The sequence below is a fragment of the Pseudomonas aestuarii genome (genome assembly GCF_027988105.1).
Lineage (GTDB): Bacteria > Pseudomonadota > Gammaproteobacteria > Pseudomonadales > Pseudomonadaceae > Aquipseudomonas > Aquipseudomonas aestuarii.
The window spans coordinates 500,116-515,727 of record NZ_JAQJZJ010000003.1; the positions used below are offsets into that span (position 1 = coordinate 500,116).

The following is a 15,612-nucleotide window of genomic DNA, read 5'->3' on the forward strand; positions in this document are numbered from 1 at the left end:
CGATCGCATTACCGAGTCGCAATTACGCCTTAACTTATAGGTGCTGCACCAGCAGACGGCCAATCCGCCCGACCGGCGACCCCTCGCCGGGCACATCTGCGGCTGACGTGGGCAGCGCGACTTTTCCTCCCCTATACTTCCCCCAGCGTTGCTCGCCAGCCTACTAGCATTGCCAGGCGCGACGCGGGATGAATTGCTGGCCGAATTTGTTCGACCTTGCTGTTTGGCAGGATGTTTGTGTGGCCAAAGCGCGACAGGAACAGGATGCAAAACACATGGTATTTGCAATTGTCTTGGTGCTAATCGTTGTGGCATCGGTACTGTTCCATGTACTGAGCCCTTGGCAGGCAACGGCGGCAGCCTCCAACTGGGGCTCGATAGACGCCGCACTGTTCATCACCCTGCTCATCACCGGCATCTTCTTCATCGCCGTCACCCTGTTCATGGCGCTGGCGATCATTCGCTACCGCCATAAAGAAGGACGCCGGGCGGCCTATCAGCCCGAAAACAAGAAGCTGGAATGGTGGTTAATCGGCGTCACCAGCGTCGGCATCATCGGCCTGCTGGCACCGGGCCTGGTGGTGTACCACGACTTCGTCCGGGTGCCGCAAGGCGCTCACGAACTGGAAGTGGTTGCCCAACAGTGGCAGTGGTCTTTTCGCTTCCCAGGCCAGGACGGCATGCTGGGCAAGTCGGATATCAAATGGGTCAACAGCGCCAACCCCTTCGGCCTCGATCCCGATGATCCGCTCGGCCAGGACGATGTGCTTATCCGCAACAATGAAGTGCGCCTGCCGCTCGATCAACCGGTGAAGGTACTGCTGCGCTCCAAGGACGTATTGCACAATTTCTATATACCCCAGATCCGCAGCAAGATGGACATGGTCCCCGGCATGGTCTCCCACTTCTGGTTCACCCCGACCAAACTCGGCACCTATGAAGTGTTGTGCGCCGAGTACTGCGGCCTGGCCCATTACAATATGCGCGGCAAGATGATCGTGGAGGAACCCGCAGCCTTCGACCAGTGGTTGAACAGCCAGCCGACCTTTGCCCAGACCCGACTTAGCGCCGCCAAACCCAGCCGCGCAAGCGTGTTGGAGCAGGGCCGCCAGCTGGCGCAGAACTCCGGCTGCCTGGCCTGCCACAGCCTGGATGGCAGCGCCAGCCTCGGCCCGAGCTGGAAGGACCTGTACGGCCGCACCGAGCGGCTGGCCGACGGCAGCAGCGTGCAGGTCGACGAGGCCTACCTGATCGAATCGATCCTCCAGCCCAAGGCCAAGCTGGTGCAGGGCTACCCGCCGGTCATGGTGCCCTACACTTTCAAGCAGGAGGAGCTGGATGCGCTGCTCGCCCTGATCAAGTCGCTCAGCGGCGCGATGCCAGACGAACAGGCCCCGTCCGGCGCAGCGGCAGCCTCCGAAGATCCGGCGGCGCAGGGCCGGCAACTGGCCAGCTCCTTCGGCTGCCTGACCTGCCACAGCATCGATGGCAAGCCGGGCGTCGGGCCGACGTGGCGTGGCCTGTATGGCAAAACGGAGCTCTTGGCCGACGGGACCTCCGTGGAGGTCGACGAAGCCTATCTCAGGGAATCCATTCGCGATCCCAATGCGGTGATCGTCAAGGGGTTTACCCCGATCATGCCGGCCTTCGAAATGACCGATGAGGAACTCGACGCCTTGGTCGCGTTGATCAAATCCATCGCCGACGAAGGTGACAGCACACCGGGAGCAGCCCCCTAAGCCGCCAAGATGCACTCAACCCTCACCCGGAGGATGATGTGATGGCCTACGCGGAACAGGTCGAAACAGAGGCTCTACACGAACCCAAGAGCTTCCTGACCCGCTATATCTGGAGCCAGGACCACAAGGTCATAGCCATTCAGTATGCCTTGACGGCGATCTTCGTCGGCCTGATTGCCCTGGTCTTGTCCGGCCTGATGCGCATGCAACTGGGTTTCCCCGGCAGTATCGGGTTCATGGACGCCGGCGCCTATTATCAGGCGATGACCATGCACGGCATGATCATGGTCATCTACCTGCTCACCGCCCTGTTCCTCGGCGGTTTTGGCAACTACCTGATCCCGCTGATGGTGGGGTCGCGCGACATGGTCTTTCCCTACGTCAACATGCTCAGCTACTGGTTCTACCTGCTCTCGGTGGTGATCCTGCTCGCCAGCTTCTTCGCCCCCGGCGGCCCCACCGGTGCGGGCTGGACGCTCTACCCACCGCAGTCAATCACCCAGGGCACCCCGGGCACCGAATGGGGCATCGTGCTGATGCTGGTGTCCCTGGCAGTGTTCATCATCGCCGCCACCATGGGTGGCCTGAATTACGTGACCACGGTGCTGCAGGCGCGCACCCATGGCATGACCCTGATGCGCATGCCGCTGTCGGTCTGGGGCATCTTCATGGCCTCGATTCTGGCCCTGCTGGCCTTCCCGGCATTGTTCGTCAGCGCGGTGATGATGCTGTTCGACAAGCTGCTGGGCACCAGCTTCTTCATGCCGGCGATCATCTCGCTGGGCCAGTCACTGGAGCACCAGGGCGGCAGCCCGATTCTGTTCCAGCACCTGTTCTGGTTCTTCGGCCACCCGGAGGTTTACATAGTCGCCCTGCCCGCCTTCGGCCTGGTCTCCGACCTGATCAGTACCCATGCGCGCAAGAACATCTTCGGCTACCGCATGATGGTCTGGGCCATAGTGGCCATCGGTGTGCTCAGCTTCGTGGTCTGGGCACACCACATGTACGTCAGCGGCATGAACCCCTACTTCGGCTTTTTCTTCGCCACCACCACCCTGATCATCGCGGTACCCACCGCGCTTAAGGTCTACAACTGGGTATTGACCCTGTGGCAGGGCGATATCCACCTGACCGTGCCCATGCTGTTCGCCCTGGCCTTTATCCTCACCTTCCTGGTCGGCGGCCTGACCGGGCTGTTCCTCGGCAACGTGATCGTCGACATCCCGCTTTCGGACACCTATTTCGTCGTCGCCCACTTCCACATGGTCATGGGCGTCGCGCCGATTCTGGTGGTGTTCGGCGCCATCTACCATTGGTACCCGAAAATAACCGGGCGCATGATGAATGAGCGCCTGGGCAAGCTGCACTTCTGGATCACCTTCCTCGGCACCTACGCCATCTACTTCCCCATGCACTACCTGGGTTTCCTCGGTATGCCGCGGCGCTACTACGCCTACGAAGACTATGCGTTCATCCCGCAGTCGGCTCAGGACCTCAACGCCTTCATCACCGTGGCCGCCCTGACGGTCGGCGTGACCCAGCTGCTGTTCCTGTTCAACCTGTTCTGGAGTGCCTTCAACGGCAAACCCGCCGGCGGCAACCCCTGGCAAGCCACCAGCCTGGAATGGCAGACGCCGCAAACCCCGCCGATGCACGGCAACTGGGGCGCCAAGCTGCCGGTGGTGCATCGCTGGGCCTATGACTACAGCGTGCCGGGAATCGAGCAGGATTTTGTCCCGCAGACGGTGTCCGCCGAAGAGTTGCAGCACATGCGCCAGCGCGACCGCGCGACCACCCCAAAGGATCAACGACCATGAACCGCTTGCTGCTGAGGAACACCGACAGCTTCGAACCCAGTGGCGGCTGGCATCCCAACGCGGGCATGCCCAGCCCTGCCGCGATGGATCGCGCACGCACCGCAAGAGTCGGCCTGCGCCTGTTGCTCGCGGTGGTCAGTTCGCTGTTCCTGCTGTTCCTGATCGCCTTCATCATCCGCTCGCAGGTACCTGACTGGCAGCCGCTGACCGAACCGCTGGCGCCCCTGGCCCAGACCAACGCGCTCTGGCTCAATAGCGCCGCGCTGATAGGCGCCAGCATCGCCCTGCAATGGGCCCGCGTGGCCGCCCGCCGGGGCAACGCGCAGGCGACGCTGGCCGGCTTCACCCTCGGCGGCCTGCTGGCGATCGCCTTTCTGCTCGGCCAACTCTGGGTCTGGCGGCTATTCGCCGCCTGGGGCTATTTCGTCGCCAGCAACCCGGCCAACAGCTTCTTCTACCTGCTGACCGGCCTGCACGGCCTGCACCTGCTGGGCGGCCTGGTGGCCTGGGGCAGAACCCTGGGCAAGTTTCTGCGCCATGTGCCCCTGGCGCGGCTCGCCAGCAGCGTCGAACTCTGCGCCATCTACTGGCATTACCTGCTGGGGCTTTGGCTGCTGCTGTTCGCCCTCCTGACCAGTACACCGCAAACCTATGAGGCCATCGCCGCATTCTGCGGCCTGAGGTGAAGCCATGGCAGCGCATTCAGCCCCCCCCACAGATCACCCAACGCTTGCGCCCGATGCATCTGCCGCGGGCTGGCAGGGCATCACCCGCGACTGGTCGTCGGACAAGGATGCGTTCAAGCAGGTGCCCTGGGGCAAGGCGATGATGTGGATCTTCCTGCTCAGCGACACCTTTATCTTCACCTGTTTCCTGACCGGCTATATGGCCGTGCGTATCAGCAGCACCGAGCCCTGGCCGAACACCAGCGAGGTCTTCGCCCTGACCATCGCCGGCAACCACATTCCGCTGATCCTGATCGCCATCATGACCTTCGTGCTGATCAGCAGCAGCGGCACCATGGCCATGGCGGTCAACTACGCCTACCGCCGCAACCGCGGCATGACCGCCGCCCTGATGCTGGCCACCGCCTTGTGTGGCGTGGCCTTCGTCAGCATGCAGGCGTTCGAATGGAGCAAGCTGATCGCCGAAGGCGTACGCCCCTGGGGCAACCCCATGGGCGCGCCACAGTTTGGCGCGAGCTTCTTCATGATCACCGGGTTCCACGGCCTGCACGTATCGATCGGCGTGCTCTACCTGTGCACCATCGCGTGGAAGGTGCTACGCGGGGACTACGAGCGCTCCGGCAACTACCAGAACGTCGAGATAGCCGGGCTCTACTGGCACTTCGTCGACCTGGTGTGGGTGTTTATCTTCGCTTTCTTTTATCTCTGGTAGCGCTGCAGAGGAGCACTGGCCATGACGCACAGCGGACAACAGCATCCGATCAGCCTGTACCTGAAAATCTGGGGGCTGCTATTCGTCCTCAGCACCTGCTCCTACCTGGTCGACTACTTCCACTTCGCCGGTTACCTCAGGTGGTCGCTGATCATCACCTTCATGCTGCTGAAGGCCGGGTTGATCGTCGCCATCTTCATGCACATGGCCTGGGAACGCCTGGCCATGGTCTACGCCATTCTGGTGCCACCCCTGTGCCTGCTGGTGCTGGTGGGGCTGATGGTCAGCGAGGCGGACTACATTTTCCTCAGCCGGGTGCTCTTCTTTGGCCAAGGCATAACCGCGCCGTCACCATGATGACGCCGCGGTTGCTGTAATCAAGGCTCTAGATCAGATCGTTCGCTTGAACTGATGCCATCTGTGCAGCCAGGCCACGATCCAGTGCGGAGCGGCGGAGCCCGTTCCGGCAACTTGCAGCCGCGGATGATGGTTGACCACCTGCTCCAGCACCGCTTCCTGTTCCGGCTCGACATCGACGAAAAAGACATGCTTGCCTTCTTGGAGATTCTTCCTGAAGCGGCGGAAGTGGGCATTGGGCACCTGGATGCCGAAAAAGCCACCTTCCCAGGTACAGAAACCAAACAGCACGATCGCCAGGAAGATGAAGGGTACCCATCCCGCAGCGGTTGCGGTCCAACCCAGCAAATAGGCACCACCGAGCACCAGCACGGCAAGTACCACACCGACGACTGCACCAATCTCTCCGGAGTGAACGACATCCTGCTTCATGAAGGAAGGCACATCGTGCAGGTGATGTTGCTCGACATCGGCATCCTTTTCACTGAGCACGTGAATCTGCTCGGTGCTGATGCCCTTGGCCTCCAACTCCTGCTCGACGGTTTCAAGATCGTCGAGATTGTCACTGGTGTAATAGTGCCTATTCATGACGTACCTCCCATCTAGCCTAGCCGCCACTGCAAAATCGCGATCACCCGACCTTCACCGAGAGAGGCTTGCGGCATGGGTGCAGCGACATGGCCCCTGTTCTCTTGTTCGATCAACTATAAGTATAGGCGCCTCGCTAAAAACAACAATCAAGCAAAAGTCAAGTCAATAAGTCAAAGCCCCTAAAAAACATGCTGTTTAGAGCCCAGATCACGGGGTCAGACCACACCGGCAGCCTCAGAGGTCGGGCATAAATAGAGCGCAACGCAGCAGCGGGCGCCTGGGGCGGCCGCTGCTGGGGGAGTTAATTCACAAGCGCTCAGAGCCTATGAATCACCCCTTGCCTGGTGCGGCCCCCAGCCACACCTCAACTGACGATCTCGCCCCATCTCGGCGCACAAACCAGCAGCACGCTCTCTTTTGCACCACAAACAGCACCAGGGCTTACCTGGATATCCCCTGAAATCACCGAGTTTCTCTATTGGCTCGGGTCTTGCTTAGACATTGCCCTAGGCAGCCAATGGCGGCTGCCCTCATGAACGACAAAGACGTCGCCTCACCCTCGCCCAGCGCGAACGGTGACGCGGCGTTTTTTAGTTTCTGCCCCCAACGCCTGGGGATGGTGGCTCCCCTGCGATCCAGTGGTTCTGCTTGTCACTCTCTCAACCCAGCTGTGGCCTCGGCCGCAGGGCCTTGCACCACAAGTGCATAGCCTCCCCGGCCAGTTGCGCTCGGCGTGTCCACGACCACGACGAACCGTGACTGGCCGGGACCCTTTTTTTGCTGACGAGGTATTCGATGAATAACAGTTTCTGGAAAGCCGGCCATACACCGACGCTGTTCGCCGCCTTCCTCTATTTCGACTTGAGCTTCATGGTCTGGTACCTCCTCGGCCCCTTGGCCGTGCAAATTGCTACCGACCTCGACCTGACGGCGCAACAACGCGGCCTGATGGTCGCCACGCCGATCCTGGCAGGCGCCATACTGCGCCTGCTCATGGGCTTTCTGGCCGACCGGCTATCGCCCAAGACTGCCGGGTTGATCGGTCAGGTGGCGGTCATAACAGCCTTGTTCTGCGCCTGGCAGATCGGCATTGAGAGCTACGAACAAGCACTGTTATTCGGCCTGTTTCTCGGCTTTGCCGGCGCCGCCTTTGCCGTGGCCCTGCCGCTAGCCTCGCAGTGGTACCCGCCGCAGCACCAGGGCAAAGCCATGGGCATCGCCGGCGCGGGCAACTCCGGCACCGTTCTGGCCGCTTTGTTCGCCCCGGGCCTGGCGGCCTTGTTCGGCTGGCAGAATGTGTTCGGCTGGGCGCTGATTCCGTTGCTGCTGACCCTGCTGATCTTTGCCTTTATGGCGAAGAACTCGCCTGAGCGGCCCAAGCCGAAGGCTGCGGCCGACTACTTGCGCGCCCTGGGCGACCGCGACAGCTGGTGGTTCATGTTTTTCTACAGCGTCACCTTCGGCGGCTTCATCGGCCTGGCCAGCGCCCTGCCCGGTTACTTCAGCGATCAATACGGGCTGAGCCCGGTGACCGCGGGCTACTACACTGCGGCCTGCGTCTTTGCCGGCAGCCTGCTGCGCCCGCTCGGCGGCGCCCTGGCCGACCGCATCGGCGGCATCCGTGCCCTGCTGATGATGTACACCCTCGCCTCGCTGAGCATTGCCGCCGTCGGTTTCAATCTGCCCAGCTCCACCGCCGCATTGGCCTTGTTCGTCACCGCCATGCTCGGCCTCGGCGCGGGCAATGGCGCGGTGTTCCAGCTGGTGCCACAGCGCTTTCGTCGGGAGATTGGCGTGATGACCGGCTTGATCGGAATGGCCGGCGGTATCGGCGGTTTCCTCCTGGCCGCAGGCCTGGGGGCGATCAAGCAACAGACCGGTGACTATCAGTTGGCCTTGTGGTTTTTTGCCAGCCTCGGTGTACTGGCCTGGTTCGGCCTGTACAGCGTCAAACGCCGCTGGCGCACCACTTGGGGCTCGGCTGCAGTGACCGCCGCCCGGGTGTAATCGCATGGTGCATGGGTGGATCGGCAAGGCGCGACCCACCCATGCCCCCAACCACGGGAGAATTGAGGCAAAGGCGGGGCTGACTGGCAGAGTTGAATCGCACTGGTCAGGAACGATGGGTGACGCCGGCAACGGCCAACCCTGCAGCCATGCCCCGGCCCCGCCTTTGCCTCAATCCTTCATCCCCAGGAACGCCGCCATGGCCCTGCACCTCACCTTCGGCGAAGCCAGCGCTACCGGCCCGCGCCCAGAGAACCAGGACGCCATTCGCGTGGTGACCCCGGCGCCGGCCCTGGCCGCGAGCAAGGGCTATCTGTTCGCCATTGCCGATGGCGTCAGCCAATGCGCCGACGGCGGTCTGGCCGCTCGCGCGACCCTGCAAGCGCTGGCCCTGGACTACTACGCCACCCCGGAAACCTGGGCGGTGGCGCAATCGCTGGATCGCCTGCTGGTCGCGCACAACCGCTGGCTGCAAGCCAACGGTGGCGGCCAACCGCTGCTGACCACCCTCACCGCCCTGGTCCTGCGCGGCCGGCGCTTCACCCTGGCGCATGTCGGCGACTGCAGAGCCTATCGCTGGCACGCCGGCCAACTCGAGCGCATCAGCGAAGACCACGTCTGGGAACAACAGGGCATGCAGCATGTGCTCAAACGCGCCATGGGCCTGGACCAGCATCTGGTGGTCGACTACCTGGACGGTGAGTTGCGCGAGGGCGAGAGCTTCCTGATGGTCAGCGATGGCATCTGGGCGACACTCGGCGACCCGGGCATCCAGCGCATCCTGCACGATGAACAAGACCCTGCCGCCGCGACCCGCGCGCTGGTCAGCGCGGCGCACCTGGCTGGCAGCCAGGACAATGCCAGCGCCTTGCTGGTGAGAGTCGACGGTCTGCCGGAAAGCGCCCTGGCCGATACCCTCGCCCAACTCGAGCACTGGCCCTTGCCGCCGAAACTGCGCGAAGGCCAGGACTTCGAAGGCTGGCAGGTCGAGCGCTTGCTGGCCGAGTCGCGCCAGTCGCTGATCTACCGCGTGCGCGATGGCCAGGCGCGCCGCTGGCTGTTGAAGACCCTGCCCGCCAGCCGCATGGATGAGCCGCAAGCCGGGCCTGCCCTGCTGCTCGAGGAATGGTTCTTGCGCCGAGTGGCCGGGCGCTTCTTCGCCGAAGTCCATCCCCTGCCGCAGCGCCAGCACCTGTATTACGTGCAGCGCGAATACGCCGGGCAGACCCTGGCCGAACAGCTGCGCCTGTCCGGCCCGCTCGGCCTGCCCGAGTGGTTGGATCTCGCCCCACGCCTGGTCAGAGCCTTGGGCATGCTGCACCGGCGCAACATTCTGCACCGCGACATCAAGCCGGAAAACCTGTTGTGGGGTGACGACGGCGAACTGCGGGTGCTGGATTTCGGCCTGGCCTACTGCCCCGGCCTGTCTCGCGACGAGCCCAATGACCTGCCCGGCACCCCCAGCTATATCGCGCCGGAGGCCTTTACCGGGGTCGCACCCAGCGCCCAACAAGACCTCTATGCGGCGGGCGTGAGCCTCTACCACCTGCTCACCGGCCACTATCCCTATGGCGAGATCGAGGCCTTCCAGCATCCGCGCTTCGGCAACGTAACGCCGGCCAGCCGCTATCGTCCCGACCTGCCGAACTGGATCGACGAGAGCCTCAGTCGCGCCCTCAGCGCCGACCCCAAGCAACGCTACGAGACCGCCGAGGAGTGGTTGCTGGCCCTGGAACAGGGTGAGCGCCAGTCACTCAGCAGCAGGCCACGGCCATTGCTCGAACGCGAGCCGGTGAAAGTCTGGCGCACCGTGGCGCTGGTGTCCCTACTGGTGAATCTGGCCCTGCTGGTGCTACTGCTGAAGTGAGCCTGCAAACGCACCAGGACGGCGCAACACGCCTTATACAGGTGCAATGAACTGCCGATACAGCAGCAAAAAACGGCTCTAGCCCGTGAATATTCAGGCGATTGCCAAGTTGGCATAAGCCCTGCATTGATATTCGCAAATTTAAATAAAGTGCGCTCTTCAACGTTGAAGAGCGCACTCCCCGAGAGAACGGGACTTGGACAAAGGCGTCCTCGCTAGGTGACTAGCGGGACGCCTTTTTTGTTTTCCGGTTATGCGTGACGGTGAGGAACCATGAAAAAACTCAAGCTGGTAATGATCGGTAATGGCATGGCCGGAGTGCGCACCCTCGAAGAGCTGATCAAGCTCGCTCCCGATCTCTATGACATCACGGTGTTCGGTGCCGAACCGCACCCGAACTACAACCGCATCCTGCTCTCCCCGGTATTGGCCGGCGAGCAGACCTTCGAAGAAATCGTGCTCAACGACCTCAACTGGTACGCCGACAACGGCATCAAGCTGCTGCTCGGACGCAAAGCGGTGAAGATCGACCGCAAGGCTCGCGTAGTCGTGGCCGATGACGGCAGCGAGGCCGAATACGATCGCCTGCTCATCGCCACCGGCTCCAACCCCTTCATCCTGCCGATACCGGGCAAGGACCTGCAGGGCGTGATCGGTTACCGCGACATCGCCGACACCCAGACCATGATGGAAACCGCCAAGACCCATAAGCACGCGGTGGTCATCGGCGGTGGTCTGCTCGGCCTGGAAGCGGCAAACGGCCTCAAGTTGCGCGGCATGGACGTCACCGTGGTGCATATCGGCGACTGGTTGCTGGAACGCCAGCTCGACGTCACCGCAGGCCGCCTGCTGCAGCAGTCGCTGGAAGACCGCGGCCTGAAATTCCTCCTGCCCAAGCACACCGCCGAGCTGCTGGACAATGGCGAAGGCCGGGTCTGCGCGGTGAAGTTCAAGGACGGCGAGGTGGTTCCCGCCGACCTGGTGGTGATGGCCGCCGGCATCCGCCCCAACAGCGAGCTGGCGGAACAATCCGGCATAGCCTGCAACCGCGGCATCCTGGTCAACGACACCATGCAGACCTATGACCCGCGGGTCTACGCCATCGGCGAATGCGCCAGCCACCGCGGTATCGCCTACGGCCTGGTGGCGCCGCTGTTCGAACAGGCCAAGGTCTGCGCCAATCACCTGGCCCAGCTCGGCTTCTCCCGCTACCAGGGTTCGGTGACCTCGACCAAGCTCAAGGTCACCGGCATCGACCTGTTCTCTGCCGGCGAATTCATGGGCGCCGAAGGCACCGAGACCATCACCCTGTCGGACCCGATCGGCGGCGTGTACAAGAAGCTGGTGATCAGGGACGACGTGCTGGTCGGCGCCTGCCTGTACGGCGACACTGCCGACGGCGGCTGGTATTTCCGCCAGATCCGCGAGAACCACAATGTCAGCGAGATCCGCGACCACCTGATGTTCGGCGAAAACGCCATCGGCGATGCCGGCCACCAGGGCCAGAGCAGCACCGCCAACATGCCCGACGACATGGAAGTGTGCGGTTGCAACGGCGTGTGCAAGGGCACCATCGTCAAGGCCATTCAGGAAAACGGCCTGTTCAGCGTCGATGACGTGAAAAAGCACACCAAGGCCGCCAGCTCCTGCGGCTCCTGTGCCGGCCTGGTCGAGCAGATCCTGATCAACACCGTAGGCGGCGCGGCGGACGTCAAGCCGAAGAGCGAGAAAGCCATCTGCGGCTGCAGCGACCTCAACCACGGACAGATCCGCAAGGCCATCCGCGAAGAGCAGCTGACCAGCATTCCGGCGACCATGACCTTCCTCAACTGGAGCACGCCAAACGGCTGCGCCACCTGCCGTCCGGCGCTGAACTACTACCTGATTTCCACCTGGCCGGGCGAGGCCAAGGATGACCCGCAGTCGCGCTTCATCAACGAACGCGCCCACGCCAATATCCAGAAGGACGGCACCTACTCGGTTATTCCGCGGATGTGGGGCGGCGTGACCAATGCCTCGGAACTGCGCCGCATCGCCGACGTGGCCGACAAGTACAACGTGCCCATGGTCAAGGTTACCGGCGGCCAGCGCATCGACCTGCTGGGGATCAAGAAGGACGACCTGCCAGGCGTATGGAAGGACCTCGACATGCCGTCCGGGCACGCCTATGGCAAGTCCATCCGCACCGTGAAGACCTGCGTCGGCAGCGAGTTCTGCCGTTTCGGCACGCAGAACAGCACGCAGATGGGCATCGACCTGGAACACGCGCTGTTCAATATGTGGTCGCCACACAAGGTCAAACTGGCGGTCTCCGGCTGCCCGCGCAACTGCGCCGAATCGGGCATCAAGGATGTCGGCATCATCGGCGTCGACTCCGGCTGGGAGCTGTATATCGGCGGTAACGGCGGAATCAAGACCGAGGCCGGCGAGTTCTTCGTCAAGCTCAAGAGCGCCGAAGAGGTGATGGAATACAGCCTGGCCTTCCTCCAGCTCTACCGCGAAGAAGCCTTCTACCTCGAGCGCACCGTGCATTACATGCAGCGCGTCGGCATGGAGCACATCAAGAAAGCCGTGCTGGAAGATGCCGAAAAACGCCAGGCGCTGCACGCCCGCCTGCTGTTCTCGCTGTCCTTCGAGCAGGACCCGTGGAAGGAGCAGCTGGCCAAACCGCAACTGAAGAAAGAATTCGACCGCATCGCCCTGCGCAACCTGGAGGTGCAAGCATGAGCTGGCTGGATATCTGCGCCCTGGAAGACATCAACCCGCTGGGTTCGCGCATAGTCGCCGGACCCAAGGGCGACATCGCCATTTTCCGCACCTCCAACGATGAAGTGTTCGCCCTCGACGACCGCTGCCCGCACAAGGGCGGGCCGCTGTCCCAGGGCCTGGTCTACGGCAAGCGTGTGGCTTGCCCGCTGCATAACTGGCAGATCGAACTGGAGTCCGGCCAGGCGGTGGCGCCAGACGTCGGTTGCGCGCACCGGCATCAGGCCAAGGTCGAGAACGGCCGGGTGCTGCTGACCCTCAATACCGCCACCGAATGTGCCTGAAGGTCATGTGTCGGCCGCACCCCGCACGGCGCGGCCGACCCGATTACCGCAGAGAGATGACGCCATGACCCATCCCCATCAGATCACCGCCTCAACCTGCTGCTATTGCGGCGTGGGCTGTGGCGTGCTGATCGAACACGATGACGAGAAGATTCTCGGTGTCCAAGGCGATCCCGCGCACCCGGCTAATTTCGGCAAGCTGTGCAGCAAGGGCTCGACCCTGCACCTGACCGGCGACCTCGATGCCCGCGGCCTCTACCCGGAACTGCGCCTGGGCAAGGGCCTGGCACGTACACGCACGGACTGGGACAGCGCCCTGGATCACGCCGCCAACGTCTTCGCCGAGACCATCCGCGAACATGGCCCGGACAGTGTCGCCTTCTACATCTCCGGCCAGCTGCTGACCGAGGACTACTACGCCTTCAACAAGCTGGCCCGCGCCCTGGTCGGCACCAACAATATCGACAGCAACTCACGCCTGTGCATGTCCTCGGCGGTGGTCGGCTACAAGCGCAGCCTCGGCGCCGATGCGCCGCCCTGCAACTACGAAGACATCGAGCAGAGCGACTGCGTGCTGATCGCCGGCAGCAACATGGCCTTCGCCCACCCGGTGCTGTTCCGCCGCCTGGAAGAAGCCAAGGCCAAGCGCCCGGACATGCAGGTCATCGTCATCGATCCACGGCGCACCGACACCTGCGACCTGGCCGACCTGCACCTGGCGATCCAGCCGGGCAGCGACGTCGCCCTGTTCCACGGCATCCTGCACATTCTCATGTGGGAAGGTTGGATCGACCGCGCCTATATCGACGCCCATACCCAGGGTTTCGAGGCGCTGAAAACCCTGGTGCGCGACTACAGCCCGCAAATGGTCAGCGAACTGTGCGGCATCAGCCAGGACAGCCTGCAGCAATGTGCGCGCATGATCGGCAGCGCGCCGAGCTTCCTCTCGCTCTGGTGCATGGGCCTCAATCAGTCGAGCAGCGGCAGCGCCAAGAACAGCGCGCTGATCAACCTGCACCTGGCCACCGGGCAGATCGGCAAGCCCGGCGCCGGCCCCTTCTCCCTGACCGGCCAACCGAATGCCATGGGCGGTCGCGAAACCGGCAGCCTGTCCAACCTGCTGCCGGGCCATCGCGATGCCGCCAATCCGCAGCACCGCGCCGAGGTCGCCGGCTACTGGGGCGTCGACGCCCTGCCGCAAAGCACCGGACTGACCGCCATCGAGCTGTTCGAGGCGGTGCGGGTCGGCAAGATCAAGGCCCTGTGGATCGCCTGCACCAATCCGGCGCAGTCCATGCCGGATCAAAACAAGGTGCATGAAGCGCTGGCCGCCTGCCCGTTCGTGGTGGTGCAGGAAGCCTTCTTCACCACCGAGACCTGCCACTACGCCGACCTGCTGCTGCCCGCCGCCAGCTGGGGCGAGAAGGAAGGCACGGTGACCAACTCCGAGCGCCGCGTCAGCCACGTGCGCCGCGCCGTGCCCGCACCCGCAGAGGCGCGGCCGGATTGGGCAATCACCACAGACTTCGCCCGCCGTTTGGAAAAACTACAACACCCCGGCCTGCCAAGCCTGTTCGACTTCGACAACCCGCAAGGGTTGTTCGAAGAGTACAAACACCTGACCGCCAAGCGCGACCTCGACCTGTCGGGGCTCAGCTACGCGATTCTGGATAACCAAGGTCCCCAGCAATGGCCGTTCCCGGCCGGCGCTACCCAAGGCAGCGCGCGCCTGTATGGCGACGGCCGCTTCCCCACGGAGAATGGCCGTGCGCAGTTTCATGCCGAGCCCTACCGCGCGCCCAAGGAAAAGCGCGACGCGCGTTTCCCGTTGACCCTCAATACCGGTCGCCTGCGCGATCAGTGGCACGGCATGAGCCGCACCGGCACCGCCGCGCGCCTGTTCGGCCATGTCGAGGAGGCCGTGCTCAGCCTGCACCCGGACGAACTGCGCCGCCTGCGCCTGCAAGCCGGCGATCTGGTCAAGGTGCGCAGCCGCCGCGGTAGCCTGATCGTACCGGTACAGGCCGACGACTCGGTTCGCGCCGGCCAGGCCTATCTGCCCATGCACTGGGGCAACCGCTTTCTCAAGGGTCTGGGCAGCAACGTGCTGACCCTGCCGGCCTTCGACCCGCTGTCCAAGCAGCCCGAACTCAAGCACGCCGGCATCCAGGTGGCAAAGGTCGAGCTGCCCTGGCAGTTGTTCGCCTTGGTCGAGGGTGACGTCCAGAAGCGCTTCGAGGCCTTGCGTCCGCTGTTCGAGTCCTTTGCCTACGCCAACCTCAGCCTCACTGGCCGCGAGCGCCCGGCCCTGGTCATCCGTGCGGCAAGCGCGGCAGCACCCGAGGCCGAACTGCTGACACAGATCGATCAATTGCTCGGCCTGCACGAGGGGCCGGTTCTGGCCTACGACGACCCACGCAAAGCGGTGGGCAAGCGTGTGCGCATCGAGGACGGCCGCATCAAAGCCATCCGCCTGGCCGGTGAGACTGCGGCCCGCGACTGGCTGAAGAGTCTGTGGAGCGAAGGCCAGGCCGATGCCGACCTGCGCCGCTGGCTGCTGGCGCCGCTGTCCACTCCGCCGGGGGCTGCTGCGGGCATGAAGCCCGGCAAGACCCTGTGCAACTGCCTGAACGTCAGTGAGAACGCAGTGTGCGCCGGCATCGCCCGCGGCCTCGACCTCAATGGGCTGAAGCAGGAACTGAAATGCGGCACCAGTTGCGGTTCTTGCGTACCGGAAATCAAACGGCTGTTGTCCACCCAGCCGGTAGTGCTGCATGCATAACCGC

General features: G+C 63.3%; 11 protein-coding genes. 10 read left to right on the top strand and 1 reads right to left on the bottom strand.

Features of this window, described 5'->3' with window-relative positions; all coding sequences use genetic code 11:
- The first annotated feature begins 275 nt into the window (after nt 1-275).
- From PH586_RS09360 to PH586_RS09380, 5 genes are read left to right on the top strand one after another with little or no spacing between them, the layout of a single operon-like run.
- Nucleotides 276-1,739: a c-type cytochrome gene (locus PH586_RS09360; protein ID WP_271347481.1), complete on the top strand. Its 1,464-nt coding sequence runs from the start codon at nt 276-278 to the stop codon at nt 1,737-1,739.
- A gap of 41 nt (nt 1,740-1,780) precedes the next feature.
- Nucleotides 1,781-3,556 (top strand): cytochrome c oxidase subunit I, encoded by a 1,776-nt coding sequence (gene ctaD / locus PH586_RS09365; protein ID WP_271347482.1) that lies wholly within the window; start codon nt 1,781-1,783, stop codon nt 3,554-3,556.
- Entirely contained in the window at nt 3,553-4,242 is a 690-nt protein-coding gene (locus PH586_RS09370) for a cytochrome c oxidase subunit 3 (RefSeq protein WP_271347483.1), read from the top strand. The genes ctaD and PH586_RS09370 overlap by 4 nt, the downstream gene beginning before the upstream one ends.
- A gap of 4 nt (nt 4,243-4,246) precedes the next feature.
- Nucleotides 4,247-4,954, top strand: coding sequence for a heme-copper oxidase subunit III family protein (locus tag PH586_RS09375; RefSeq protein ID WP_271347484.1), 708 nt, complete (start codon nt 4,247-4,249; stop codon nt 4,952-4,954).
- A gap of 21 nt (nt 4,955-4,975) precedes the next feature.
- Nucleotides 4,976-5,311 (top strand): cytochrome C oxidase subunit IV family protein, encoded by a 336-nt coding sequence (locus PH586_RS09380; protein ID WP_271347485.1) that lies wholly within the window; start codon nt 4,976-4,978, stop codon nt 5,309-5,311.
- Between the two features lie 33 nt (nt 5,312-5,344).
- On the opposite strand, the gene PH586_RS09385 is transcribed toward PH586_RS09380, so the two are convergent.
- Nucleotides 5,345-5,899: a magnesium transporter gene (locus PH586_RS09385; RefSeq protein WP_271347486.1), complete on the bottom strand. Its 555-nt coding sequence runs from the start codon at nt 5,897-5,899 to the stop codon at nt 5,345-5,347.
- 798 nt (nt 5,900-6,697) lie between these two features.
- Here PH586_RS09385 and PH586_RS09390 point away from each other — a divergent pair.
- From PH586_RS09390 to PH586_RS09410, 5 genes are all read left to right on the top strand, one after another.
- Nucleotides 6,698-7,909, top strand: a complete 1,212-nt coding sequence (locus PH586_RS09390) for a nitrate/nitrite transporter (protein WP_271347487.1) — start codon at nt 6,698-6,700, stop codon at nt 7,907-7,909.
- Between the two features lie 199 nt (nt 7,910-8,108).
- Nucleotides 8,109-9,776: a bifunctional protein-serine/threonine kinase/phosphatase gene (locus PH586_RS09395; protein WP_271347488.1), complete on the top strand. Its 1,668-nt coding sequence runs from the start codon at nt 8,109-8,111 to the stop codon at nt 9,774-9,776.
- A 273-nt stretch (nt 9,777-10,049) separates the two neighbouring features.
- Nucleotides 10,050-12,503: a nitrite reductase large subunit NirB gene (gene nirB / locus PH586_RS09400; RefSeq protein WP_271347489.1), complete on the top strand. Its 2,454-nt coding sequence runs from the start codon at nt 10,050-10,052 to the stop codon at nt 12,501-12,503.
- Entirely contained in the window at nt 12,500-12,826 is a 327-nt protein-coding gene (gene nirD / locus PH586_RS09405) for a nitrite reductase small subunit NirD (RefSeq protein WP_271347490.1), read from the top strand. Before nirB ends, nirD begins: the two co-directional genes overlap by 4 nt.
- A 64-nt stretch (nt 12,827-12,890) precedes the next feature.
- Nucleotides 12,891-15,608, top strand: a complete 2,718-nt coding sequence (locus tag PH586_RS09410) for a nitrate reductase (protein WP_271347491.1) — start codon at nt 12,891-12,893, stop codon at nt 15,606-15,608.
- The last annotated feature ends 4 nt before the right edge of the window (nt 15,609-15,612 follow it).